Raw genomic sequence first — 23,879 nt, forward strand, 5'->3', positions numbered from 1 at the left:
GGCCACGCTATCGGCGCGCTCGCGGCCGGTCCCCGTCCCGCCCGGACGCTTCTCCGGCGGCGGTCTCGTCGCGTCCGGACGAGTCGGCGAGCGGGTCGGAGCCGAGCGCGCGCAGCACGTCGAGCACCGACAGCGCGAGCTGCAGCTCGAAGCGCGCAGCCGGCTCGCGCGGGTTGCAGCCGAGCACCGCGGATATGCGCGCGAGCCGGTACTTCAGCGTGCTGACGTGGATGTGGCAGGCGGCCGCCGTCGTCGGCTGGTGGCAGTCGGCCTCCAGGTAGGCGGCGAGCGTCGGCAGCAGCTGGGTGCGCGGTCTCTGCGCGTCGTGCTCGGCCAGCGGCCCCAGCACCCGCCGCACGAGCGCGCGCATCTCGGTCATGTCGGGCGCGTCGAGCAGGAACCGCAGCGGTCCGAGCGCCTCGCAGCTGACGAGCGAGCGGCCGCCGTCGCGCGCGCCCGAGCGCGCCAGGCCGAGCGCCGCCTCGGCCTCTCGCAGCGAGGTGCCGAGGTCGAGCCGGCCGTCGCTCAGCCCGCCGAGCAGCTCGACGCCGGCGCGTGCGGCCTTGCGCTGGAGCGCGGCGACGCGCGCCAGCGCCGCGTCGTGCTCGGCCTCCGGGATCGCGACGACGACGCGCGCGCCGCGCTTGCAGACGAGCGCCGGCTCGCCGCCGCCGGCCGCGAGCGCCAGCCGCGTCAGCTGCAGCAGCCGCCCCTCCTCGACGTCGCCGACCGGCTCCAGCACGGCGACCCGCCGCGGCCGCTCCAGCTCGATGCCGAAGTGCGCGGCGCGCGCGACGAGGCTCTCCCCCGGCGTCGCGCCGCTGCGCAGGATCTCCTCCAGCAGCTCGCCCTGCAGCCGCCACTCGACCTCGAGCGCGGCGCGCTGCTTGACCAGCTCCAGCGCGATCACCGTCGCGCCGTGCTCCAGCGCCGAGCGCTGCAGCGCCGACAGCGGCTCGTCGCCGGCGGCGTGGATCGTGCCCAGCCGCGCCTCGTCGGCGATCACGCCGACCGCCTCCTGGGCCGGCGCCGGGCCGTCGTCGTCGAGCGCGACGACGACCGCCTCGGCGTCGGGGTCGCACGGGTAGCGGCGCGGCAGGGTCGCGCCGTCGGCGCGCGCGACGACGACGTCGCGGCCGACGAGCTGCGCGAGCTTGCGCCCGAGCTGGTCGAGCCCCTCGCCGGCCAGCGACGCGTCGGTCAGCTCGCGGTGGATCGCGAACGAGCGCTCCAGCGTCTCGTTCTTCTCCGCCAGCGCGCGGTAGAGGCGGCCGTTCTCGATCGCGATCGCGGCCTGCGAGGCGAGCGCCGACAGCAGGCCCGGAGCGCCCGGCCCGAAGTCGGAGGCGCGGCGCATGCCGACGTAGAGCGCGCCGACCATCCGGCCCGCCCGCAGCATCGGCGAGCAGAGCACCGAGACGACGCCCTCGCCCGCGAGCGCGTTGTGGACGGCGGCCGGCATCTCGTTGCCGTACAGCTCCTGGTCGCGCACCTGGATCGTGCGCCCCTGCAGGACGGCGGCGCCGCCGATGCCGGTGCCGAGGCGGACCGCCATCTGGCCGAACGCCTCGGTCGTGCCGCCGGCGGTGACGACGACGCGCACCTCCTCGGCGTGCTCGTCGACCAGCGCCAGCCAGGCGACGTCGGTGTCGCACAGCTCGCGGGCGCGCTCGACGATCAGCTCGAAGACGGCGTCGGCGTGGACCTCCTCGGCCTGGATCTGGGTGCCGATCTCGACGAGCGCCTCGTAGGCGCTGCCGCGCTCGGCGGCCTGCTGCGTCCGCTCCAGCGCGACGCGCAGGAAGCGCTGCACCGGGCCTGCGACGCGCTCCAGCGCCGCGTCGGCGGCGCCGCCGTCGGGCCCGCCGTCGCCGAGCACGAGCGCGCCGAGCAGCGCGCCGTCGGCGTCGCGCACCGGCGCGACCCGCGCCCCCGTGCCCGCCTCGGCGCCCGCGCCCGCCTCCGCGTCCGCCGCCTCGGCGCCCGCGCCCGCCTCGACGCCCGCCTCCGCGCCGGCGCCCGCGCCCGCACCGACGGCGACCGTGCCCGCCGCGACCCTCTCCGCCGCCGCCAGCCAGCCGCGCAGCACGTCGTCGTGCGGCTGCTCCTCGCCGGTGCCGACGTGGTGGAGCGCGCCGCCCGGCTCCTGCCAGACGAGCGCGCACGGCGATCCGCCGCCGAGCGCCGACGTCAGCTCGAGTGCCGCTCGCAGCATCGCGAGCGCGTCCTCACGTGCCCAGTTGTGCCCTGCGTCCTCCGTGGCCCGATGCTATCCAGCGGCGGCCAGCTCACGGCGTGCGACCTCCTCGAAGCTCGTCGGCTCGCGCCCCAGCAGCCAGCGCAGCACGTTCGCGTTGCCCGTCAGGCCGTGGGCGTCGTAATGGGCGTACATCGCGTGCAGATCGGCCGTCTGCGAGCGCGAGAAGCCGGCCGGGACCGGGACCTCGCCGGGCGCCGCGACGCGCGCGCCAAGCGGGCGCCCGAGCGCTCGCCCGATCGCGTCGACCAGCTCGCGGAGCGCGTGCCGCTGCGGGCCGGCCAGCTCGTAGGTCGCCGCGTCGTGCCCGGGCTCGACGAGGACGCGCGCGGCGACCTCGGCGACGTCGTCGAGGTCGACGACGTCGAAGCGCGCGTCGAGCGAGTAGGGCGCGAGGAACGCGTCGGCCGACGGCGAGCGCCGGAAGCTGCGCAGCACCGTCTGCGCGTACATCGCCGGCTGCAGGATCGTCCAGCGCAGCGGCGCCTCGCGCACGGCCAGCTCCCAGCGCGCCTTGCGCCCGTGGTGGCGCATCGCCGGCGTGAACGGGTGCAGCACCGAGTGGGCGACGAATCGCCCGACCCCCGCCCGCCGCGCCGCCGCGACCGCGCCCGCCACCAGCGCGTCCTCCTGCGGGTGGAAGACCGGCGGCACGACGTAGACGGCGTCGGCGCCGTCGAGCGCGGCCTCCAGCGCGTCGGCGTCGGCGAGGTCGGCGCGCGCGACCGTCGCCGCGCCGGCCTCGCGCGCGGCCTGCTCGGCCTCCGCGCGGCGCACGACGCCGCGCACCGCGACGTCGCCGCGGCGCGCCAGCGCGCGCACGACGGCGGCGCCGGTCGCGCCGCCGGCGCCGACGACGGCGATCGCCGGCGCGCTCACGACTGCGTCCCGCCGCGCCGGCGCACGAGGATCGCCGAGGCGGTCACGGCGATCACGACGGCGGCGCCGTTGAAGACGGGCTCGACCCAGTCGGCCGCGCCCGCGAGCGTCAGCCCGTTGACGCTGACGGCGACGAAGAAGACGCCGACGAGCGTGCCGGCGACGGTGAAGCGGCCGGGCCGGATCGTCGTCGAGCCGAGGAAGACGGCCGCCAGCGCCGGCAGCGTGTAGCCGTCGCCGACGCCGGCGGTCGCGCCGCCGGTGCGCGCCAGCAGCAGCAGGCCCGCGACCGCCGCGATCGCGCCCGAGATCGCGAACGCGATCAGCACGCAGCGCGTGACCGGCATGCCGACCAGTCTCGCGGCCTCCGGGTTGGAGCCGATCGACAGCAGCTGGCGTCCGAAGACGGTGAAGCGCAGCAGGTAGGTGACGAGCAGCGCGACGGCGATCAGCAGCCAGACCGGCTTCGGCACGCCGAGCCAGTTGGTGTTGCCGAAGGTCGTCAGCCACTCGGGGACGCCGAGGATCGTGTCGTTTCTCGACCACCACGCGCCGATGCCGCCGACGAGCGTCGCCATGCCGAGCGTGATCACGAGCGAGTTCGCTCCGAAGCGGGCGATCAGGGTGCCGTTGACGGTGCCGATCGCGAGGCCGACGAGCGCGCCGACCAGCAGCGCCGGGGCGAGCGCGAAGCCGCCTCTGGTCGTCAGCTCGGCGGCGGCGATCGCGGCGAGGCCGAGCGTCGCGCCGACCGAGACGTCGAACTGGTGCGCGACGAGCGGGACCAGCGCGCCGAGCGCGGCGATCGCGACGACCGACTCGTTGGCGGCGATGTTGCGCAGGTTGGCGAGCGTCGGGAAGGTGTCGGAGGTCGCCGGCAGGACCGAGAACACGATCACCAGCAAGATCAGCAGCAGCACGAGCGCGTAGCGCTCGAGCGTGGCGATCACGCGTCTGCCCGTCGAGGCCTCCGCGCCGCGGTCGCCTGCCTGGGACGACGGCGGCAAGGAGCCGGCCGACGCCCGCCCCGCGTCGGCGGGCTCGATGACGTCGGTGGTGTTCACGATCGGGTCTCCTCCTGTGATGTCTCGTAGACGTGGTCGATCAGCCATTCGCGGTCGACCTGCTCGCGCGTGCCGGTCGCCGCGACGCGCCCGCGCGCCAGCACGACGACGCGGTCGGCGAGGTGCAGCAGCTCCTCCAGGTCGGAGCTGACGAGCAGCACCGCGGCGCCCTGGGCGACGGCCGCGTCGATCTGGGCGTAGATCTCGGCGCGGGCGCCGACGTCGACGCCCTGGGTCGGCTCGTCGAGCAGCAGCGCCTTCGGCTCGCGGCGCAGCCAGCGCGCGACGATCACCTTCTGCTGGTTGCCGCCGGAGAGCTGCGCGAGGCGCGCGTCGACGGCCGGGGTGCGGATCGCGTAGTCGGCGATCGCGCGGACGGCGTCGGAGCGCTCGCGCGCCTGCCGGAACCAGCCGCCGACCTGGTACGCGGCCGGGTCGGCGGCCGACAGGTTCTCGGGCAGGCCGAGGTTGCCGAAGGCGCTCGCCCGCGCGCGGTCCTCGGGCACGTACGCGAGCCCGCGCGCGATTGCGCCGGCGATGTCGCCGGGCGGCAGCGGCCGGCCCTCCAGCAGGACCTCGCCCGCGGTCGGGCGCCGCACGCCGAAGACGTTCTCCAGCAGGCTCGTGCGGCCGCTGCCGACGAGGCCCGCGACGCCGACGACCTCGCGCGGCGCCAGCGCCAGGTCGACGCCGGCCAGCGGGCCGCCGGCGACGCCGCGCAGCTCAAGCACCGGCGCCTCGCCCTCCGTCGCGCGCGTCGGGCGCGACGGCGCCTGCGCGATCGCGCGGCCGACGATCGTGCGCGCCAGCGCCGCCTGCTCGAGCCCGGCGACGGCGCGCGACTCGACCAGCTCGCCGTCGCGCAGGACGGTGACGCGGTGCGCGAAGCTCAGCACCTCGTCGAGGCGGTGAGAGACGTAGAGGATGCTCTGGCCGGCGGCGGCGTAGCGCGTCAGCGCGGCGAGCAGCTCGTCGACCTGCGCCTGCGGCAGCCGGGCCGTCGGCTCGTCGAGCACGAGCAGGCCGCCGTGGACGTCGTCGCGTCCGCGCAGCGCGCGGGCGATCGCGACGAGCGTCGCGTCGGCCGGCCGCAGGTCGCCGACGAGCGTGTCGGGGTCGACCGCGACGTGCAGGCGCTCGAGCGTCGCACGCGCGTCGGCGCGCAGCGCGCGCCAGTCGATGCGGCCGAGGCGGCGCGGGTACGGCTGGCCGCAGAAGAGGTTCTCGGCGACGGTCTGCGGCGCGAACAGGCCGAGGTCCTGGTGGACGAAGGCGATCCCGGCCGCCTGCGCCCACGTCGGCGTGATCGCGTCGCTCTCGACGCGCTGCCCGCCGACCGCGACGGTGCCGCCCGGGTCGCCCTGGTGGACGCCGGCGAGCACCTTGATCAGCGTCGACTTGCCGGAGCCGTTGCCGCCGAGCAGCGCGTGGATCTCGCCGCGGCCGACGTCGAAGGAGACGTCGCGCAGCGCGCGCATGCCGGGGAACGTCTTCGACAGGTTGCGGACCGCGAGGCCGGGGGCGTCCCCGGCGGGCCGGCGCGTCGCCGCGCCGGCCGTCGTATCGGGGGTGCGCTCAGCCAATGCCCCAGATCCGCTTGTAGTTGTCCTGGTAGCCGGCCGATCTCGCGTTGCCGTCGTACATGTCGCCGGGCGGGAGGTGGTCCTCGTCCATCGGCTGGATGCCGATGCCCGGGTCGACCTGCTCCTCGCCGGCGAAGAGGCGGTTGAGGCCGTCGATCGCGGCCCAGCCGGTCCACGTCATCGCCCGGCCGACGGCGAACGACTGCGTGCCTCTTCTGATGAGCGGGATGTTGGAGGGGTTGCCCTCGTTGCCGGTCAGCAGCAGCTCGCGTCCGCCGAGGCGCGCCTGCTCGGCGGCCGCGCCGACGCCGAGCGCGATCGCGGCGTCCAGCGGCGACATCAGCACGTTCGCCTGGGGGCGCTGCTGCAGCGCGGCGCTCGCCTTGCCCTGCAGCTTGCCGGTGACGAGGTCCATCCCGGTGTACTCGGTCTCCCAGTGCTCGCAGCTGTCGCACTCGGCGAGCCGCTCGCGGAAGGAGAGGCCGACGTGGCGCGTGACCGCCGAGTCGTCCTCGCGCAGCTCGATCACCTTCGCCTTGCCGTCGGTTCTCGCGATCACCCAGTCGGCGATCGCCTTGCCGACGATCTCGCGCTGGAAGGTCCCGTAGTCGTCGGGCTCGCCCTCCGGGGCCCAGCGGATGCGGCCGTCGAACAGCGGCTCCTCGCCGGCGAACTGGTCGTCGCAGTCGTGCGCGCCGGCGCCGTACACCCTCGTTCCGGCTCTCTGCGCGGCGACGATCGCGCCCTTGGTCTGGGCGCAGTCGATCCCGTTGAGGATCACCGCGTCGGCTCCCGCAGCGGCGGCCGCGCGGATCTGCGCGTTGTAGACGGTCGGGTCCTGCTTGCCGTCGACGAACTTCATGTTCCAGCCGAGCAGCCTCCCGGCCTCCACCTCGGCTCTGGCCGGCAGCGCGCAGCCGGCGCCCTGGGCGCTGCAGGCGATCGCCCACACGGTCTTGCCTCTGACCGCTCTCGGCCCCTCTCTGGGCAGCTCGCGGTCGGTGCCGGCCATGTTGCGCTCGGTGTTGGCGATCGCCTCTCTCACGATCGCCGACGTCTCACCCGAGGCGCCGGAGGCGCCGCTCGAGTCGCCGCTGTCGCTCGACTCGCCCGAGCCGCAACCGGCGAACGCGAGCGCCGCAACAGTCACGCCGACGCCGAGCGCGCGGCGAGTCCGGGCACCAGTACCCAGGACGCTGGTCATCTCTCTCCTCCTCTGCGACCTCTGTGTGCGGCCGTGCGCCGAGGACGACGCGGCCTGGGCCGAACCGTATGGGGCGCGCCCCACGCTCGACCTCCATCGGGCGAGACGAATCTCGCGGCGGTGTTTGGGCCGGCCCGGACGAGCACGGCGGCCCGGCGCGACGCGGCAGCGGCGGCGGCAGCGCGAGATCGCGGCGACCGAGAACGCGACCGGCCGGGCTCGTGGGAGCCCGGCCGGCCGGTGCTGCGATCGTCCTCTGGGTGGCGGCGCTACCCGGTGACGCCTCCAGCGGGGCTGACCCCGCCGCCGATCACGCGGACGGCGCGCTTGGCGCGTCTGGTGTTGGCGTCAGGCGCCGTCGCGGTGGCGACGTTGGTCTTCTTGCCACCGGTCGAGCGGTGCGCCCGCACGGTGATCTTGTAGGTCTTGCTCTGGCCCGGCTTGAGCGTCTTGGCCGTCCAGCAGAAGCGGCCCTTCGTCAGCTTCGCCTTCGGCGTCGCCTTCACGAACGCCAGCCCGGCCGGCAGCGTGTCGCACGTGCGCACGTTGCGCAGCGTCGCTCTGCTGGGGTTGCGGACCTTGATCGTGAAGGTCGCCCGCTGACCGGCCCGCAGCACGCTGCGGTTGACCGTCTTGGTCAGGCCGAGGTTGACCTTCGTCACGACGACCGGGACGTCGTCTCTGTTGTTGTCGGGGTTGGAGTCCTCGCGGGCGCCGATCACCGCGCGGTTGACCGATCTGCCGGTCTTGACCGCACGGGCGCCGACGGTGATTCTCACCTGCTGGCCCTCGGCCAGGGTGCCCAGCTCGCACCGCAGCGTGTTGCCGGCGGTGGTGCAGCTGCCGACCTCGCTTCTGACCGCGCCCAGCTTCAGCCGCGACGGCAGCCGGTCGGTGACGACGACCTCCTCGGCGATGCCGGGGCCGTTGTTTCTCGCCAGCAGCGTGTAGGTCACGTTGCCGCCGAGCCGGACCCGTCTGGCCGAGACGGTCTTGGTGATCGAGACGTCCGGGGTCGGGATCTCGACCTCTCTTCTGTCTCTGTTGTCTCTCTCGTCGCCGTCGTCGGGCGATCTGACCTCTGCGTCGTTGACGGCTCTGCCCGATCTGACCGCTCTCGCGGTGACCGTGATCGGCACCTGCTGGCCCTCGGCCAGCGTGCCGAGCTCGCAGCGGATCGTCGCGCCGGCGACCGCGCAGGAGCCGACCGGGGTGCTGACGCCCGTCGTCGCGAGCTGCTCGGGCATCCGATCGGTCACCACGACCTGACGGGCGATGCCCGGGCCGTGGTTTCTCGCCAGCAGCGTGAACGTGACGCTCTCGCCGAGCTTGGCGGTCGGCGAGGAGACGGACTTGACGATCGAGACGTTCGGTCTCGGCGTCTCGATCTCTCTTCTGTCTCTGTTGTCGTCGGGGTCCTCGTCGCCGGGCGATCTGATCTCGGCGTTGTTGACGTGTCTGCCGGTGCTCAGCGGTCTGGCGGTGACGGTGATCGTCTCAGTCTGACCGGCCAGCATCCGGCCCAGCTCGCAGCTGACGTCGTTGCCGACGATCGCGCAGCTGCCCAGCGACGTTCTCGCGTCGATCAGCTCCAGCGTGTCGGGCATGTCGTCGGTCACGACGACGTCGTCGGCGATGCCGGCGCCGTGGTTTCTCGCCGTGAGCGTGAACGTCACCGTCTCGCCGAGCGGCACAACCGGCGCCGAGACCGCCTTTCTGATCGAGACGTTGAATCTCGGGTGGAACCCGAAGTCGTGCGTGTGGTCGTTGTGACCGGCCGCACCCGTTCTCAGCGGGTCGACGACGTACGCGCCGTCGACGACGCCGTTGGAGTCGCGCAGCTCGTCGCTGGTGTGGTCATTCGTCGGGATGTACGGCAGCAGCGGCGCCTGGTCCAGTCTGATCCGCACCGTGTAGTCGGTGTGCGGCTGGATCGCGCCCGGCACGTTGGACTCGTTGAAGTAGTACTGGCCGTCGGCGTCCGTGGTCGTCGTCGCGATCACGTTGCCGCCGGCGTCCAGCAGCTCCACCTCGACGCCGCCGATCGGCGTCTCGTCGGGATCCTGCACGCCGTCCTTGTTGAGGTCGAGCCAGACGTAGTTGCCGATCTCGATTGGGGCGGCATCGCAGAGCGCCTCCAGGTCGCCGAGGCCGTTGGACTTGGCGAAGGTGCTCATCGGGGTCCCGGGCGGCGGCGCGGGCTCGGCCTCGTAGAGGTGGTAGCCCTTCGTGCGCGTGCCGGCGTCCTTGTCCATGTAGAGCAGACCGCCGGAGCTGGGCGGGCCCATGTGGATCGTGTCGTAGCCGGTCTGCCGCAGGTCGCGCGAGCCGGGGATCGAGAGGATGCCGCCGTTGGAGGTGTAGTCGTGCATCCCGTGGTCCTGGTCCCAGTAGAAGAGACCGTCGCCGGGGCCGTAGTCGGTGATCTGCCCGGCCGCGTTCGTCAGCCCGCCGCAGGTCGCGCCGCTCTCCAGCGCGTAGCTCCCCGCGCCCGAAACGCACGCGCGCAGCGTGTAGCCGGACGAGAGACCGCCCTCGATTCTGCCGTCGAGCGACTCCGAGGCGCTCGTCACCTGGTCGGCCCAGCGGTCGCGGATCCCGAGCACGAGGTCGTCGCCGACGAACTCGATGTCGCTCAGCAGCGGCTGGGGATAGTCGCCGAGGTCGGCGACGTCTCTCGGATGTCGGGTCGTCCACGGATGCCAGTCCGCGGAGTAGTCGGCGGCCGTGCACGGCGTCGCCGGGAACGGAATGTTGCCGCGGTAGACGCAGAGCCGATCGGGGTCGAGCGACTCGTGCAGCACCGGCGCGGAGCCGAACGCGCCCGTCGCCGGGTCGAACGTGTAGACGAACACTCTCAGGTCGGCGCTCGCCGCTCTCGGCGGCGGGTCCCCTCTGCTCTCCTCCGAGCAGACGCCGCCGACGTACACCAGCCCGTCTCTGATGTTGAAGCCCGTGCCCATCGGGCGCGCGTCGCCGGGCTCCGCGCACGGGCTCGGGATCGGGAAGGTCTGCGCGGTCGTCGGTCTGGAGCCGTCAGCCGGGACCGGCACCGCGATCAGCTCGCCGGTCGCCATCCCGACCGTGAACAGCGTCGAGCCGTCGCCGTCGTAGGTGAGGTTGCCCAGGCCGCTTCTGCCGACCTCGGTGAAGGCGTCTCTGTCGCGGATCCAATCGTCGGTGCCGCGGGTCGGGTCGCCGGCCGGTCTGCCCGGCAGGGTGTTGACGTCGAAGAACAGCTCGCCGTTGGGCGTGCCCGCGGTCGCCTGCGCGACGTCGGTGCGGTAGATCGCACCCGGTCCGTTCGGGCCGTAGCCGGCGTGGCGCTTCGTGTACGCGGCCGAGTAGAGGTAGTCGGAGCCGTTCGGCCGCGCGACGCCGAAGACCGTGCCGATCTGCTCGAAGGTCGCGCCCGTGATCTGGCCCGGGACCGTGCTGTCCGGGCCTCTTCTGTCCGGGAGCGTCCCGTTCGGGACGTCGTCCGGCACCAGGCGAATCGCGGCCATGTCGGCCCAGTCGCCGTCGAACGCGCCGTACTGCGCGCACGCGATAGCGATCAGCGGGTTGTCCTGGCAGTAGTTCGCCGGCTGCAGCACGCCGACGTCGATCCCGGTCGCGTTGCCGCCCGAGAGGTCGACGAACTGGACGGTCGTGCCCGATCTCGCGCCATGGCGCGCCGGCTGGTAGCCGGCCGGAAGATCGGTGAACTCCAACCGCACCCGCGCGGCCGGATCGGGGACGTTCAGGCTGTAGCTGCCGTCGGCGGCCGTCGTGCCTCTCGCCAGCACGGCGCCGCCGGGACCGTAGGCGGTGACGGTGATCCCGCCGACCCCGGTGTCGACCTGCGCGCCGGTGTCGCGCACGCCGTTGTCGTTGAAATCCTCGAACGCCGTGCCGCTGACCGTCGCCGCCGCCGCGGCGCCCGGCAGCGCCAGCACGGCCGCCGCGGCGGCCAGCGGGACGATGCCCCGCCGCCGGGCGCCGAGCAGCGCTCCCGCGCCGTCGAGCAGGCGTGCGCGGCGTGCTCGCCGCCTATTCTCCGATGGCCGCATGGGCCCCCTCCCGTTCCGGACGGGCGCCGAAGCCGACCCGCCGCGCTGTCATCGTGCCTGACTGCACCTGGACTCCCTTTGGTGAGGAACTGTTGATGCGGAGGCAGGTATCGGCCATCGACGCCCTCACGCCAACCTGTCGGGCTCGCAAACGCTCAAAGGTCGTCCCTCGAAGGTCGGAGCCGAAAGCAGGTTGCACAGGTTCTCGGCGCGTTCCGCCGACGACTCTGCAGCAACCCGCCTCCGGGGGGAGCGCGAAGCACGACGGCCCCGCCAAGGGCGGGGCCGTCATGTGGTCACAGCGTGGTGGAGGGTGGGCGTCAGCCGGTGACGCCGCCGCCGCGCGCCGCGACGGGCAGGACCCGGATCGCGGCCGTGCCGGTCGCCGCTCTGCTGCGCGCACCACGCGCATTCGGAGCGGTCGCCTTCGCGACGTTGACCTTCCGCCCGCCGGCGCCTCTCAGCACGCGGGCCTTGAGCGTGATCGTCTTGGACTTCTTCGCGCCGAGCGCTCTGAACGTCCAGCAACGCTGACCCTTCGTCAGCTTCGCCTTGGGCGTCGAGGAGACGAACACCAGCCCCGACGGCAGACGATCGCAGACCCGCACCGATCTCAGCGCGAACCCGGACGCGTTCGTCACCCGGAGCTTGTACGTCACCGTCCCACCCGCACGCACCGTCTTGGCGCTGGCGGTCTTCGTGAGCTTCAGCAGCCCCTGCACGCGCGTGCGCGTCCCGTCGATGTTGTTTCTCGGATTCGGATCCGGCTCGTTGCCGGTCACGCTCGCGCTGTTGCGCAGCACACCCGCCGCCAGCGGCCGGCCGACGATCCGAATCGTCGCGCTCTCACCGCTTCTCAGCGTGCCCAGCGAGCATCTCACCGGCGCACGCTTGGTGCAGCTCCCGACACTGCTTCTCACCGACCGCACCTGCAGCCGCAGGCTCGGCGTATCGATCACCCGCACATCGGTCGCCGCCCCCGGACCAAGGTTGCGGACTCTCAGCGTGTAGGTGATCAGGCCACTGCCGACGATCGATCTTCTGTTCGCCGACTTGACGATCTCCAGATCAGCCGGCTCCGGCAGCGGACCGGGCTCGCTCGGAACTCTTCTCTCGTCTCTGTTGTTTCTCGGATCCGGATCCTTCGTCGGGCTCTCAACCCGCGCCGTGTTCACCAGCTCACCAACCAGATCCGCACGCGCCGAAACCAGCACCTGCGCACTCCCACCAACCGCGAGCGTGCCGAGGCTGCACGTCACGCTGCTCGCCGCCACCGTGCACGAACCGCCCTGACTGCTCTGCGCCGACAACAACGTCAGACCCGCACCCGCGGCGTCGGTCACGACGACCCGCTGCGCATCGCTCGGCCCGTCATTTCTGACCAGCAGCGTGTAGAACAGCTGCCCGCCGACCTTCACCGTCTCCACCGACGGAATCTTCGTGATCGACAGATCGGCCTCAGGACCCGACGGCACTCTCTCGGTGTCTCTGTTGTTGCCCGGGTCAGGATCTCTCGTCGTGCTGTCGACAGTCGCGGTGTTGGTGATGCTGTCGGCGGTAACCGACGTGGCAACTTTCGTCACGACTCTGTAGGTGACGGAGCTGCCCGAGGCCACCTCGCCGACCGCGCACGTGACCGTGCCCTCGGCGAATCTGCACGCGCTGTCGGCGGAGACAAACGTCAGCCCTCTCGGCAGCGGATCCGAGACCGTCACTGCTCTCGCCGGGCTCGGCCCGTGGTTGACGACGATCAGCTCGTAGGCGATCTGGCGGCCGGGCACCACTCTGTCCGACAGCGCGCGCTTCACGATCTCCAGATCGGCCCGCGGCTCGACCGGCACTCTCTCGGTGTCTCTGTTGTTGTCTCTGTTGGGATCAGACGTGTCGCTCGTGGTCGTCGCGGTGTTCTCAAGCATCCCAGCGTCAAGAGCGCTGCCGACGCTGGCCGTCACCGTGAACGTCCGCGAGTTCCCGGCGGGAAGGTCGCCGATCGCGCAAGTCACGTCCTGGCCGTTCGCCGAGCAGCCGGGGGTGGCAGAGACGAACGTCAGCCCGGCCGGCAGCGCGTCGGTCACTCTCGCGTTCACGGCCGTGTCCGGGCCGTCGTTTCTCACCACCAGCTGGTAGCTGATGTTCGTGCCGGGGATCGCCGGGCTCGACGTCGCAGACTTGACGACCGACAGGTCTGCACCGCGGAAGTGCACCGTCGACTCCGCCGGCGGGTTGACGCCCGTGCCCGTCACGTTGCCCGGCCCGTTGGTGAATCTCCCCGGGGCCTGCGAGGTGACGTTCACTCTGACGATGCACGACGCCTGGCCGGCCTCGAGATCGCCTCTGACCTCGATCGACCCGCTCCCGGCCGCCGCGGTGACGCTGCCGTTCGTGCACGTCGTGCTGGCACCGGCCGGGTTGGCGACGACCAGTCCGGCCGGCAGGTTGTCGGTGAACGACCAACCCTCCTTGGAAGACAGCTCGCTCGTGTTGGTGATCGTGAACGTCAGCGTCGAGGTCTGGCCGAAGTCGAGCACGGTCGGGGAGAACGACTTGTCGAGCTGCGGCGTGACGTCGAGCACGCGGATGTTGTCGAACGCCGCGTCGTTGCCGGTGCCGCTCTGCTGCCCGTTGAGCATCCGGATGCCCAGCTCCGAGCCGCTGAACAGCACTGCTCTGTCGGCCGCGAACGTGCCCGTGAGATAGCTTCTCCCGGGCGAGACGTCGATCGCCGGCACCGCGACCGGGACCGCTCTCGGATCGGCGCACGGCTCGATCGGTCTCGTGAACGTCGGGATCGCCGTCGCGCCGTCGACGAGATAGAACTTGTACAGCGCGTGATTCGCGTGGCAGTTGGTCTCGGTCGCGTCGACCGAGAACGTCAGGAAGCGCCCGGTCGCCGCGAGCGGCACCGGCGTGGTCGTCTCGAACTGCACTCTGTCGAGACCCGGATTGCCCTCGGTCATGGCCGAGACGGCGTGGTTGAGGCTCGGATTGGCCGCTCTGCCGTGCGCGCCGAGCGCATACGCCATCTGCCGCACGTTCCCGTAGTCGAGCGCCGTCGCGCAGCCGCTCGCAGGCTGCTGCCCGTTCGGAGCGGCCGCCGAGAGCACGACGCCGTTGCAGTCTCTGAGCCACGTCGGGTCGGCCGTGTAGCCGATCCCCGACGCGCTCGTGTAGCTCGTCAGCAGCACCGGCGTCGTCCCGACCCCGTTCTCGAACGGCTCGTCATAGGCGACGATCGGCGCCTGCGGAACGCCGGGCGTCCCGGGCGCCGCTACCGCGTTCGCGGCCGGCAACCCCAACGCGCTCGCTGCGACCACCAACGCCGCGAGCCTGCGGACACCTCGGCGTGCATGTGCAGCGCCCACCGGCTGCTCACCAGCCGGATCGTCGATCAACTGTGCACCGTCACTCATGGCAATTGCCTCCTTGTGGGCGTGCCAACTCACGCGACCGACCGGCGGCCGCAAACTGAATGGAGGAGGGTCGTCACGAGTCGCGAGGAGAACCCGCCCCGTGCTTCACAGCCCTGCCTGCTGTCACGCGCGCGCGACCAGTTCTCCCAGTGGCTGCCGCGCTCCGCGGCAATACTCCGATTCCTTCGAGCATTGCGCTCGGCAGTCAACCACGCTCACACCAGAGAGCGTTATCAGCGACGGGACTGTGGAGCTTCGGCGATCGAAACTTAAGCGTTCGACACGAGAGTATGTGCACCTCAACATGGTGAAATGACCATTGCTACAGGCCGCGCGCAGTAAGCCAGCCGACCTGCCGGTTAGGGTGTGACGTGAAATCCGCTCAGATGCGGAGACCAGCCGCGGTCACAGCGCAGTCCATGCCGACTATGCGCAGGGCGTGGACGAGCGAGATCACACCCAGGAGCACGACGCCACATATGGCGTCGCGCCCGTGCGGCGGAGCGGTCATGTTCCGCTCGTGCTGCCATCTGAACGGGACGACTTTCTTCGCGCACTGGGGGAGGCGCTGCGCGAGGAGCGCGAGCGCCGGGGCCTGACTCAGGAGGGTTGGAAGGAGGTCACGGGCCGCAGCAAGCGCCGTCTGCACGGGATCGAGCATGGCGAGCACGACCTCCGAGTGGGGACGTTCCTTGAGGTCTGCGAAGGACTTGGTGTCTCGCCGACGCTCGTGTTCGCCCGAGCCGAGGGGATCTGGGAGGCGAGACGGAGATCGGGTCGCGCTGCCGGTGCAGACGGTGCGTGACGAACTGCACGGCAGCCGAGCGACGCCATCTATGGCGTCAGCGTGAGCGTCCGCTCGAACGAACTGACCGCAGCAGCCGGTCGTACGCCGGCCGTGTGGGAGCGTGGCAGCGATGAGCGCGCTGCTACGAGTCGGCTGGACGATGCGAGACGTCGGCGTGGCCATGTCCGCCCTGGCGGCCTACGGGCTCTCGGTCGTGCCCGTCGCGCGCCGCGAGCTGAAGCGTTGGAGACGAGCAGCCGCGTCGGTCCCCGACACCGCGTTGCGCAGGATGGCGCTCGACACGTTGGCGGCCGAGCGGATGAACGCGGAGGCCGCGACGGTCTTCGCAACGCTCGCGCCTTGGCGACAGCGCTTCGCGGCCGTGCGCGCGTTGTGCGCGATGCAGGTGCTGGTCGACTACGTCGACACGCTCAGCGAGCAGCTGGCCGAGCATCCGCTGCAGGCGAGTCTCACCCTCCACGCCGCGATCTGCGATGCGCTCGCCGATCAGCCGCCCAGCGACGGCACGGCCTACTACGCGGGCTTCGGCGTCGGCGACGACGGCGGGTATCTCGCAGAGCTGATGCGCGCGTGCGCGCGCGAGCTGCGGCGGCTCCCGTCGTTCGCTCGAGTCCGCCCCGTCGCCCAGCTCGCCGCTGCGCGCTGCGCCGCGGGGCAGAGCTATACGCACGCGGCGAGATCGGGCGATCGCGCCCCGTTCGCGGCGTGGGCGCGAACGCTCGATCGCGGCGACGGTCTCGCGTGGTGGGAGGTGGCCGCGGGCGCGAGCTCGTCGGTGGCAGTGCATGCGCTGATCGCTGCCGCGGCGGACCGGTCGACGACCGACCGTGACGCGCGTCTGGTCGACGCGGCCTACTACCCGCCGATCGGAGCGCTGACGGTGCTCTTCGACAGCTTGATCGACCGAGATGAGGACCGCATGACCGGCAACCACAACTACATGGCGTACTACGAGAGCGACGAGGTCGTCGCCGAGCGCCTCGCCGCGATCACGCGGCAGGCGCAGGCTGCCGTGCGGCCGCTGCGGCGCCGGCGCCGGAACGAGGCGATCGTCGCCGGGGTCGCCGGCTTCTACCTCGGCGCCTCCGACCGGGTCGAGGGGGTCGCGCTCGTACGTGAGCGGGTAGCGCCGATGCTTGGCGGCGTCGTGCGGCCGATCATGGCGGTGATGCGGGCGCGGCGTCACCTGCGCGACCGCGCGCGACGTGCAGATCCGGTCGGCCCTTCGGCGGCGTCAGCGCGGAGATGAGCGCCGTGCGGTCGAAGTCCGGCCACAGCTCGTCGCGCACGAGAAACCGGGCGCCCGCGCTCTGCCAGAGCAGGTAGTTGGAGAGCCGGTGCTCGCCGCCGGTGCGGATCACGACGTCGGGATCGAGCATGTCGGGTGCGTAGAGCCGCGCGCGGAACTCCTCCTCGGTCGTCCCGGTGAAGTCGCGGGCGGCGTCGATGATCTCCGCGCGGCCGCCGTAGTTGAGCGGGATGAAGAGCTCGATGCGGTCGTTGCCGGCGGTCAGCCGCTCCGCCCAGCTCATGAGGTCGAGCAGGCGCCCCGGGAGCGGTGCCGTGCGCCGGCCGATGAAGCGGATGCGCACGCCGCGGTCGTGCAGCGGCGGCGTCTCGCGCTGGACGTAGCGGGCGATGATCTCCATGAGCGCGTCGACTTCGCTGTCGGGCCGGCTCCAGTTCTCGGTCGAGAAGGCGTAGACGGTCAGCTGCTGGATTCCGAGCTCGGCAGCGTCGAGGAGCCGGTCTCGGACGTTGCGCGCGCCGGCATCGTGGCCGGCGGCGGGCGGTAATCCGCGTCGCTTCGCCCAGCGCCCGTTGCCGTCGGTGATGATCGCGACGTGTCCGGCAGCGGGCGGGAGCCGTTCGGCCATCGTGGCTCATCCGCTCGTGCTCAATCCGACGCGGGCCGGCGTGCGGGCGACCCATGAGCCGGCGATCGCCGTGATCGTGAAGGCGACGGCCGCGATCAGCCCGCAGGTCGCGAGTGTCGCGAGCGGCGTGGCGTCGAACGGGGCCGGGTAGCCGGTCGAGAGCTGCAGCCAGCGGTTGCCGAGGGCATGTCCGTAGAGCCCGAGGAGCGCGCCGGTCGCGCAGCCGGTGAGGAGCACGAGGACGGTCTCGAAGCAGAGCCGGCGCCAGAGGTTGCCGACGCTGAAGCCACGAGCGCGCTGCTGCGCGAACTCGACGCGGCGCTGCCACATGCCCGCCGCCATCGCCGACGCCATCGCCCCAGCCGCGGCGATCAGCAGCAGGAAGGAAATCTGGCTCAGCCGGTCCAGACCCTGCCGCGCCAGCGCCTCGAACTGGATCAGCCGCTCGGGCGTCGTCTGCACGTTGAGCGCGTCTGCGTCGACGACCTCCCGCATCGCGGCGGCGACGTCGTCGGCCGAGGCGCCGGGCGCCGTGACGATCTCGAGTGCGCTGGGGTCGGCGTCCGGCCAGCCGGCTTGGTAGTCGCGGTCGTTCATCACGACGGCTCCCGGGCTCCAGCCCATGTTCGTCAGACGCGCGGCGAGGCGCAGCCGCATCGGCCCGGAGGGCGTGGGAATGGCGACCGGATCGCCGATCTCGGCGTCGAACTTGTCGGCGAGCGAGTCCGACAACGCGACCCATCCGCCCTCGCGCAGCCGCTGCTGGACGGTCGCGCTCGCTCCGTCGCGGATCTGGCTGGGCGGAACGAGCCGGTCGTCGGCGGCGGGCCGTCCGATGACCCACACGCGACGGTCGTCGAGGTCGAGCATCCCGCCGTAGTAGCGGCGAACCTGATCGACGCCTTCGACTCGTTCGAGCTGCTGGGGCAGGATGCCGGCGGCGAAGCTCTGCGTCGTCAGGCTGTTCTCGTCGCCGCCCGCGGTGACCCACACGTCCGCCGGGGCCAGGTACTCGGCGAAGTTGCGATCGAGCCCGTCGAGCAGGTTCCGGTGGGCGCCCTCGATCGCGACCGAGCCGAAGACGGCGACGGCGCCGGTGGCCGCGAGCGCCAGCGAGCGGATGGTCGTCGCACGCAGCGACCAGACGGCGAGCAGCAGCGCGTTGAGCCGTCCACCGTGCGAGACCCGGTCGCCGGCCAGCAGCGCCACCGAGAAGGCCCACGGGGTGATCAGAACGGTCGCGACCGCGAGCAGTGCGACGCCGGCAACGGTCAACGATGGTCGCCACAGCACCAGCACCGTCGTCACGGCGACGACGGCGATCGCGGCGGTCGCGAGCGAGCGCCGCACACCGCGGCTGAGCGAATGCCCGGGTTCACCGCGCTCGGTGAGCGCGGCGTTGACGGGCCGGCTCGGGCGCAGGTCCAGCAACGGCTGGGCGGCCGCGAGGCAGGCGACCAGCACCCCGCCTGCGAACGAGATCACGACGCTCGACACCGCGATCACCGGATGCACGCCGAGCGGGAAGGCGAACGACAGGTAGCTCGGCGAGCTGTGCGCGGCGGTCTGCGAGAGCAGATAGCCGAGCGCGAGCCCGACCAGCGACGCGACCGTGCCGAGGATGACGGCCTGCGAGATCAGCAGGACCGCGACCTTGCCGCGGCTGAAGCCGATCTTGCGCATCATCGCGATCATCCGACGCCGCTCGGGCACCGTCAGCAGCATCGCGTTGAACGCGAACAGCAGCCCGACGAAGCCCGCGATCGCAGCGAACAACCCGGTCGCCTGATCGATCGGGACGGTCGCGGCGTCGAGCATCTCGGACTCGCTGTCGACGGAGGCGACCGAGACGCGACCGCCGGCGAGCGTCTCCAACTCGCGCCGGGCATCCTCTTGTCTTCCGGGCCGCGCGCTCACGACCACTCGGTTCGCGCGTTCTCTCAACCCGGTGAGTCTCTGGACATAGTCGATCGAGCCGATCGCGAGGATGCTGTGCTCCAACGGCCCGACCAAGCTCGCGTCGACGACCGCGTTGGCGCGGCTCGGGACCGCACGTCCGCGCGTGCTGACGGTGATCGGCGGCTCCTCGCTGCCCACCGTCGGCTTCGGGAGCGCGAGCGCGTCGCCGACCGCCCGCGGCAGGATGAGGCCGGGGCTCAGCAGCTCGCCGCCGAGCCGCAGGTTGCGCGTCGCGACGCCGCCGAGCGAGGGAAGCGCCGAGTCGATCCCGACGAGGTCGACGGCTGCCCTGTGCCGGCGGCCGTCTGCGCCCTCGCTGATGAGCGTCGCGCGCTGCTCGAGCACCGCCGAGGCTTCGGCCACGCTCGGCAGCGCCCGCGTCTGCGCGAGCAGCTCCTGGTCGAACCCGCGCGCGTCGCGGGAGACGAGCTGCAGCGTCGCGGTGCCGGCTATGCCCTCGATCACCTCGCGCTGCGACCCGGAGATGCTGGTGTTGGCGACCTGGACGGCGAACACCAGCGCGACGCCGACCGCGATCCCGAGTCCGGCGAGCAGCTCCTGCGCCCACTGCCGACGCAAACGCCACCGGTAGAAGACCAGCAGGTTGCGCGCTCGGGTAATCACGCCCGCGCCTCCGCAGAGCGGCTCGTGCCCGGCGATGGTGCCGGGTCGTCCTCGATCAGCCGTCCGTCACGCAGCCGCAGCGCGCGGTCGGCAACCTCGGCGCCCTGCGGGTCATGCGTGACGAGCAGCACCGCCGCACGGCGCTCGTGGGCAATCGACGCCAGCAGGTCAAGGATCCCGCGCGCCGTTCTGGAGTCGAGGCTCCCGGTCGGCTCGTCGGCCAAGATCAGCGCCGGCTCGTTCGCGAGCGCAGCAGCGATCGCGACGCGCTGGCGCTCGCCGCCCGACAGCTGCTGCGGAGTCGCGCTCTGGCGGTGACCGAGACCGACCCGCTCCAACCACGGCGCTGCCGTTCTGCGGGCCTGAGCGAGCGGCATCGGGCCCGCGAGCAGCTTGACCGCCGCGTTGTCCGCCGCCGAGACACCCGGGATCAGGTGGGAGTCCTGAAAGACGTAGCCGACCGTGGCCAGCCGGTAGGCATCCGCTTCGCGCGGCGAGAGCCGCCCGATGTCCAAGCCGCCGACCGTCACGGCGCCGCTGTCGGGACGCAGCAAAGCCGCCGCCAGCTCCAGCAGCGTCGTCTTTCCCGAACCGCTCGGCCCGTAGAGCGCGACCATCTCGCCCGCCTCCACGGTCAATGACACGCGATCGGCCGCGCAGATCAGCTCGCCGTCGCCGGCGCGATAGGTCTTGCTCACGTCCTCGAAGCGCAGCACTAGGCCGAGGGCTCGGCTCGACGGCGGGCGAGCGGAACCACCTCGGCTGGAGGCGGCGGCTCCAGCTCGCCGCGCACCTGCCCGTCGCTGATCGACATCGCGCGATCGGCGCCGGCCAGCCCGCCGACGTGGTCGACCGTCATCAGCACCGCGACCTCACGCTCATCGACCAGCCTCCGAACCAGCTCCAGCAGCGGCCCCTCGCCCTTGACGCCGATCCCGTTCGTCGGCTCATCGATCAGCACCAGCCGCGGCCCGGTCACGAGAGCTCGTGCGATCGCGACCCGGATCGTCTCGTCATGGCTCAGATCGCCCGGCGACGCGTACGCACAGTCGCTCGCCCCGACCGCCCGCAGCAGCCGCACCGCTCTCGCCTCCGCGTCCGCCAGCCGCACCGCCCCGTTGAGCAACGGTGCCGCCACCTGCTGCACGACCGTCTCGCCGAGCACCGGCGAGAAGTCCCGGTCGGCGTAGGCGATCCCGCCCGCGGCACCCAGCAACTGGCTGCGCGCCACCTCCCTGCCGTCGAACAGCACCCGGCCTTCAGTTGGGCGAACCATCCCCGCGCAGACGTGCAGCAGCGTGGTGCGTCCCGAGCGCCGGCCGCCACGTACCGCGACCAACTCGCGCTCGCGCACCCGCAAGCTGACCTCATCGAGTGCCAGCCGATCAGCACGAGCGCGGCGCGCGTTCGCGAACCCGACGGTGACGTCCTCGAGCACCAGCATCGCGATCAACGTCTGTTCATCAGGGCGGTCAGGTGCACGCGGGCCCGGCTGACGAACTCGACGTGCGCCTCGGCGAACGCCTTCGCCTCATCGAGCAGAAGCTGCTCGCCCAGGTGCGGCGAGTGGGCCGGCAGCAGGCGCGCCTCCTGGAGAGCGATCCGCTCGTAGTCGTCAAGGAGCCCGAGCAGCAGAGCTGGATCCGTGGTGCTCGCCATTCTCACGACGACGTCACTGAGGTAGCCGCTGGTCGGCGTGCTCAACCAGGTGCGCCAGCGCTCCACGCCGCGCCGTGTCGCCCGGTAGGCCGCACGCTGCTGCTCCTCGCCGGCACCGAGCGTCGGTCGCTCGACCGCGCCGTCCTCCTCAAGGCTCTTGAGCGCGGCATAGATGTGCGACGGCCCCGAGCGCATCACCTTCCCGAACCGCGCGGTGAAGCGCTTGGCGACGTCCATTCCCTGGCCCGGCTGCTCGATCACCAGCGCCAGCGTCGCAAGCTTCACGTTCGACTCCACAGCTGTAGCGCACCCCCGTTTGCGGTTCCTCCCGGCAAGCAACCCCACCGTCCCCAGTCAACAGCGGTCGCAGCGTATGCGAGCCGCTCGCACGCGCGCAACCGACAACGGAGTCTGCCGCATCCGATGCACCGCGGATAGGCGAATCGCCTACGGAACGCCTACGCTGCGCCCTTTCGCCGGTCGTGCAGGATCCTCAGGATGAGCGTCGCGATGTTCCGAAGCGATTCGCTCACAGCCACCGGCAGACACGATGCACCGCTCGCGGATCACCCCCACCGCGAGCCTGCGCCCGGGGCCGAAGCGCTGCGCAGGAACGCACGCGTGACCACTGCCGCGCCAGCTGCTGCCTCCCCTCAGCATGCCAGCGCGGCGCCGCAGCGCATCGCGGCCACTGGCGAACACGGCCGCCCATGCGCGAGCGTCACGCCCACGGGCAACCGACCGGTCCCGCCTGCCGCGCAGGCGGGACCGGCGGTGCTCGTCGCTCCAACGCGTCCTCTCCTCCGGTAGGTCTGTCCCCGATGCCCGCTACGGATCAGACCGTCTGGAAGGTCGCCACGATCGCCTTCCTCGCGCGCCAGACGATCACGGTGCTCGACGGCCTTCCGGCCGGGGTCCGCGAGATCGACGCCGACACGCTCGACGAACCGGTCGAGGTGGATCCCGCGCGGCTGCATGACCTCGCCGACCGGCTCGTCGACCTCACCGGCCAGATCGAGATGACCGCCTCGGCCTTGCCCGGCAGGCGTCTCATGATCGACCGCGCTCGGCTCTGCTCCGCAGCCGACCTGGCGCTGCGCCAAGGGATCGCGGTTCCCGAGCAGGCGCTGTTCGCCGCCCGCCTTTTGCCCTACCGGGACGCCTACCGGGCCATCGCCCACGCATTGAGGACCAGCGACGCACGCCGCAGCTGGGACGACCTCACCGTGACCGACCTACTCAGCAACCCCGCGGGCGCAACCGTGGAGTTGGGCCGCATCGTTGCCGCCCTCGCCGGCCTCGATCCCACGACCGAGCTGTCCCGCTGCAGCGACGCGCAGACGAGCGCCCTCGCGGAAGCCATCGAAGCGACCGCCGACCGCGACCGCCGATGACCCTCACCGCCTTCCGCCGAACACGACGCCGAACCGTCGCCACCGGCCGGATCCGCTTCCCACGCGCCTTGACCGAGATGGAGCGCGCAGGCGCTGCGCGCCTCCAAACCATCGCCTCGCTGCACGACGACCTCGAGCGGCTCGGACACACGGTCACCGATGTCTCGGTCGTCGGAACGCCTGTCGTCGCCCGCGGCGCGCGCTGGCACGCGATCGTCCGGATCGACACCGGCGAAGAGCTGGTCGCCACTTGCCGCATCGGCCTGGGCCGCAGCGCCCGCTACGACGTCCGCCACACACCATGACCTCTCCTCCGGATCGTCCCGCCCCGCGTCCCCGCCCTGCGGTTCCACAGCCCGTCGGCACGCCTCGCGCCGACCCGAGGTGCCACGCGAATCGTCCTGGCCGACACCCCCTCGTCGGCACGACGACCGCACCGGCACACCGCGCCGGCCGACCGACTCCCCCAAAGGTCGGCCGGCGCCCATTTCCCCCAACCCAAGCAACCCCGGAGCACGACCGCCATGCCTGAAGTCGACCCAATCGAACTCGACCGGCTCGGCCACGCAATCCGAGTCCGGCGCCACACCCTGCGGCTCTCCCAAGACCAGGCCGCCCGGCACGCCGGCATGCACCGCAACTACATCGGCGCCCTCGAGCGCGGTGAGATCAACCCCACCTACGGCACGCTACTGCGCGTCTCCACCGGCCTCCGGATACCGATCGAGAGACTCATCGCCAAGGCGCGGAGCGGCCACGAGGATGGTTGAGCGCAATGCACCGGCACCGTCCACGGTGCTGCGTCGCACCACACCGCACTTACATAGAGTCCGGTGATATGTACGAACGCCTGCGTATCGTGTTGATCGGCCTCTGCGTCCTCGCAGTCGGACTTGCGGTCTTCGAGCGCTCGATTGCCATCTATGTCCTGCTCGGAGTTTTCGCGCTGCTCATCGTGACGGCGGTCACGCTTTGGATCGTTCGAGGCTCGGCTCCAGCCCGAGCCGGGGAGTCGGCTGGTGGCGCCGGCGACGATTCGTGAGCTATTCCGGCAGCAGTCGACGAACCTGGTCTTCCGTGCGCGAGCCGATGCCGACACGGTCACGCGG

General features: G+C 72.0%; 19 protein-coding genes. 6 read left to right on the forward strand and 13 right to left on the reverse strand.

The window, feature by feature from the left end; all coding sequences use genetic code 11:
• Positions 1–7 precede the first annotated feature (7 nt).
• The 8 genes from BDZ31_RS12185 to BDZ31_RS24970 form a co-directional block, all read right to left on the reverse strand.
• Complete coding sequence (locus BDZ31_RS12185; protein ID WP_183342374.1) at positions 8–2,215, reverse strand: helix-turn-helix domain-containing protein; 2,208 nt, start codon at positions 2,213–2,215, stop codon at positions 8–10.
• Between the two features lie 54 nt (positions 2,216–2,269).
• Complete coding sequence (locus BDZ31_RS12190) at positions 2,270–3,136, reverse strand: NmrA family NAD(P)-binding protein (RefSeq protein ID WP_183342376.1); 867 nt, start codon at positions 3,134–3,136, stop codon at positions 2,270–2,272.
• A complete protein-coding gene (locus tag BDZ31_RS12195) occupies positions 3,133–4,200 on the reverse strand; it encodes an ABC transporter permease subunit (RefSeq protein ID WP_183342378.1) in 1,068 nt (355 codons plus the stop codon). The genes BDZ31_RS12190 and BDZ31_RS12195 overlap by 4 nt, the downstream gene beginning before the upstream one ends.
• Positions 4,197–5,783, reverse strand: coding sequence for a sugar ABC transporter ATP-binding protein (locus BDZ31_RS12200; RefSeq protein WP_183342380.1), 1,587 nt, complete (start codon positions 5,781–5,783; stop codon positions 4,197–4,199). Before BDZ31_RS12200 ends, BDZ31_RS12195 begins: the two co-directional genes overlap by 4 nt.
• Positions 5,776–6,987, reverse strand: coding sequence for a substrate-binding domain-containing protein (locus tag BDZ31_RS12205; RefSeq protein ID WP_183342382.1), 1,212 nt, complete (start codon positions 6,985–6,987; stop codon positions 5,776–5,778). The genes BDZ31_RS12200 and BDZ31_RS12205 overlap by 8 nt, the downstream gene beginning before the upstream one ends.
• Positions 6,988–7,256: 269 nt before the next feature.
• The gene (locus tag BDZ31_RS12210) at positions 7,257–11,039 is read right to left on the reverse strand and encodes an SdrD B-like domain-containing protein (protein WP_183342384.1); all 3,783 of its coding nucleotides are present in this window, start codon (positions 11,037–11,039) and stop codon (positions 7,257–7,259) included.
• 320 nt (positions 11,040–11,359) lie between these two features.
• The gene (locus BDZ31_RS12215) at positions 11,360–14,329 is read right to left on the reverse strand and encodes a COG1361 S-layer family protein (protein WP_183342386.1); all 2,970 of its coding nucleotides are present in this window, start codon (positions 14,327–14,329) and stop codon (positions 11,360–11,362) included.
• Between the two features lie 502 nt (positions 14,330–14,831).
• On the reverse strand, positions 14,832–15,110 hold the full coding sequence (locus tag BDZ31_RS24970) for a hypothetical protein (RefSeq protein ID WP_246344919.1): 279 nt from the start codon (positions 15,108–15,110) through the stop codon (positions 14,832–14,834).
• On the opposite strand from BDZ31_RS24970, the gene BDZ31_RS26215 reads away from it, so the two are divergent.
• Both BDZ31_RS26215 and BDZ31_RS12225 read left to right on the forward strand, forming a co-directional pair.
• Complete coding sequence (locus BDZ31_RS26215) at positions 15,045–15,254, forward strand: hypothetical protein (protein ID WP_425492727.1); 210 nt, start codon at positions 15,045–15,047, stop codon at positions 15,252–15,254. The two genes, BDZ31_RS24970 and BDZ31_RS26215, sit on opposite strands and share 66 nt — an antisense overlap.
• Positions 15,255–15,417: 163 nt before the next feature.
• Complete coding sequence (locus tag BDZ31_RS12225) at positions 15,418–16,506, forward strand: DUF2600 family protein (protein ID WP_183342389.1); 1,089 nt, start codon at positions 15,418–15,420, stop codon at positions 16,504–16,506.
• Here the strand turns inward: BDZ31_RS12225 and uppS are convergent.
• Genes uppS through BDZ31_RS12250 form a run of 5 tightly spaced genes read right to left on the reverse strand, consistent with a single transcriptional unit; the run spans position 16,415 to position 21,673 of the window.
• Positions 16,415–17,134 carry a polyprenyl diphosphate synthase gene (uppS, locus tag BDZ31_RS12230; protein WP_183342391.1) on the reverse strand — a complete coding sequence of 240 codons (720 nt, stop codon included), beginning with the start codon at positions 17,132–17,134 and terminating at the stop codon, positions 16,415–16,417. The genes BDZ31_RS12225 and uppS overlap by 92 nt on opposite strands.
• A gap of 6 nt (positions 17,135–17,140) precedes the next feature.
• A complete protein-coding gene (locus BDZ31_RS12235) occupies positions 17,141–19,717 on the reverse strand; it encodes an FtsX-like permease family protein (RefSeq protein ID WP_183342393.1) in 2,577 nt (858 codons plus the stop codon).
• Positions 19,714–20,433 carry an ATP-binding cassette domain-containing protein gene (locus tag BDZ31_RS12240; protein ID WP_183342395.1) on the reverse strand — a complete coding sequence of 240 codons (720 nt, stop codon included), beginning with the start codon at positions 20,431–20,433 and terminating at the stop codon, positions 19,714–19,716. Before BDZ31_RS12240 ends, BDZ31_RS12235 begins: the two co-directional genes overlap by 4 nt.
• The gene (locus BDZ31_RS12245; RefSeq protein ID WP_183342396.1) at positions 20,433–21,161 is read right to left on the reverse strand and encodes an ATP-binding cassette domain-containing protein; all 729 of its coding nucleotides are present in this window, start codon (positions 21,159–21,161) and stop codon (positions 20,433–20,435) included. Before BDZ31_RS12245 ends, BDZ31_RS12240 begins: the two co-directional genes overlap by 1 nt.
• A gap of 5 nt (positions 21,162–21,166) precedes the next feature.
• Positions 21,167–21,673 carry a helix-turn-helix transcriptional regulator gene (locus BDZ31_RS12250; protein ID WP_183342397.1) on the reverse strand — a complete coding sequence of 169 codons (507 nt, stop codon included), beginning with the start codon at positions 21,671–21,673 and terminating at the stop codon, positions 21,167–21,169.
• A 524-nt stretch (positions 21,674–22,197) separates the two neighbouring features.
• On the opposite strand from BDZ31_RS12250, the gene BDZ31_RS12255 reads away from it, so the two are divergent.
• The 4 genes from BDZ31_RS12255 to BDZ31_RS12270 all read left to right on the forward strand — a co-directional run bounded on the left by BDZ31_RS12255 (position 22,198) and on the right by BDZ31_RS12270 (position 23,812).
• Complete coding sequence (locus BDZ31_RS12255) at positions 22,198–22,770, forward strand: hypothetical protein (protein WP_183342398.1); 573 nt, start codon at positions 22,198–22,200, stop codon at positions 22,768–22,770.
• Positions 22,767–23,075, forward strand: coding sequence for a hypothetical protein (locus BDZ31_RS12260; RefSeq protein WP_183342399.1), 309 nt, complete (start codon positions 22,767–22,769; stop codon positions 23,073–23,075). The genes BDZ31_RS12255 and BDZ31_RS12260 overlap by 4 nt, the downstream gene beginning before the upstream one ends.
• Positions 23,076–23,294: 219 nt before the next feature.
• Entirely contained in the window at positions 23,295–23,540 is a 246-nt protein-coding gene (locus BDZ31_RS12265) for a helix-turn-helix domain-containing protein (RefSeq protein WP_183342400.1), read from the forward strand.
• A gap of 68 nt (positions 23,541–23,608) precedes the next feature.
• Complete coding sequence (locus tag BDZ31_RS12270) at positions 23,609–23,812, forward strand: hypothetical protein (RefSeq protein WP_183342401.1); 204 nt, start codon at positions 23,609–23,611, stop codon at positions 23,810–23,812.
• The last annotated feature ends 67 nt before the right edge of the window (positions 23,813–23,879 follow it).

It is taken from the genome of Conexibacter arvalis, from assembly GCF_014199525.1.
Taxonomy (GTDB): domain Bacteria; phylum Actinomycetota; class Thermoleophilia; order Solirubrobacterales; family Solirubrobacteraceae; genus Conexibacter; species Conexibacter arvalis.

What these genes read in the sequence shown, in the direction of transcription:
- BDZ31_RS12185 (WP_183342374.1), bottom strand. Translation starts at nt 2,215, where the DNA reads ATGCTGCGAGCGGCACTCGAGCTGACGTCGGCGCTCGGCGGCGGATCG.
- BDZ31_RS12205 (WP_183342382.1), bottom strand. Translation starts at nt 6,987, where the DNA reads ATGACCAGCGTCCTGGGTACTGGTGCCCGGACTCGCCGCGCGCTCGGC.
- BDZ31_RS12210 (WP_183342384.1), bottom strand. Translation starts at nt 11,039, where the DNA reads ATGCGGCCATCGGAGAATAGGCGGCGAGCACGCCGCGCACGCCTGCTC.
- BDZ31_RS24970 (WP_246344919.1), bottom strand. Translation starts at nt 15,110, where the DNA reads ATGCTCGATCCCGTGCAGACGGCGCTTGCTGCGGCCCGTGACCTCCTT.
- BDZ31_RS12225 (WP_183342389.1), top strand. Translation starts at nt 15,418, where the DNA reads ATGTCCGCCCTGGCGGCCTACGGGCTCTCGGTCGTGCCCGTCGCGCGC.
- uppS (WP_183342391.1), bottom strand. Translation starts at nt 17,134, where the DNA reads ATGGCCGAACGGCTCCCGCCCGCTGCCGGACACGTCGCGATCATCACC.
- BDZ31_RS12245 (WP_183342396.1), bottom strand. Translation starts at nt 21,161, where the DNA reads ATGCTGGTGCTCGAGGACGTCACCGTCGGGTTCGCGAACGCGCGCCGC.
- BDZ31_RS12255 (WP_183342398.1), top strand. Translation starts at nt 22,198, where the DNA reads ATGCCCGCTACGGATCAGACCGTCTGGAAGGTCGCCACGATCGCCTTC.
- BDZ31_RS12260 (WP_183342399.1), top strand. Translation starts at nt 22,767, where the DNA reads ATGACCCTCACCGCCTTCCGCCGAACACGACGCCGAACCGTCGCCACC.
- BDZ31_RS12265 (WP_183342400.1), top strand. Translation starts at nt 23,295, where the DNA reads ATGCCTGAAGTCGACCCAATCGAACTCGACCGGCTCGGCCACGCAATC.
- BDZ31_RS12270 (WP_183342401.1), top strand. Translation starts at nt 23,609, where the DNA reads ATGTACGAACGCCTGCGTATCGTGTTGATCGGCCTCTGCGTCCTCGCA.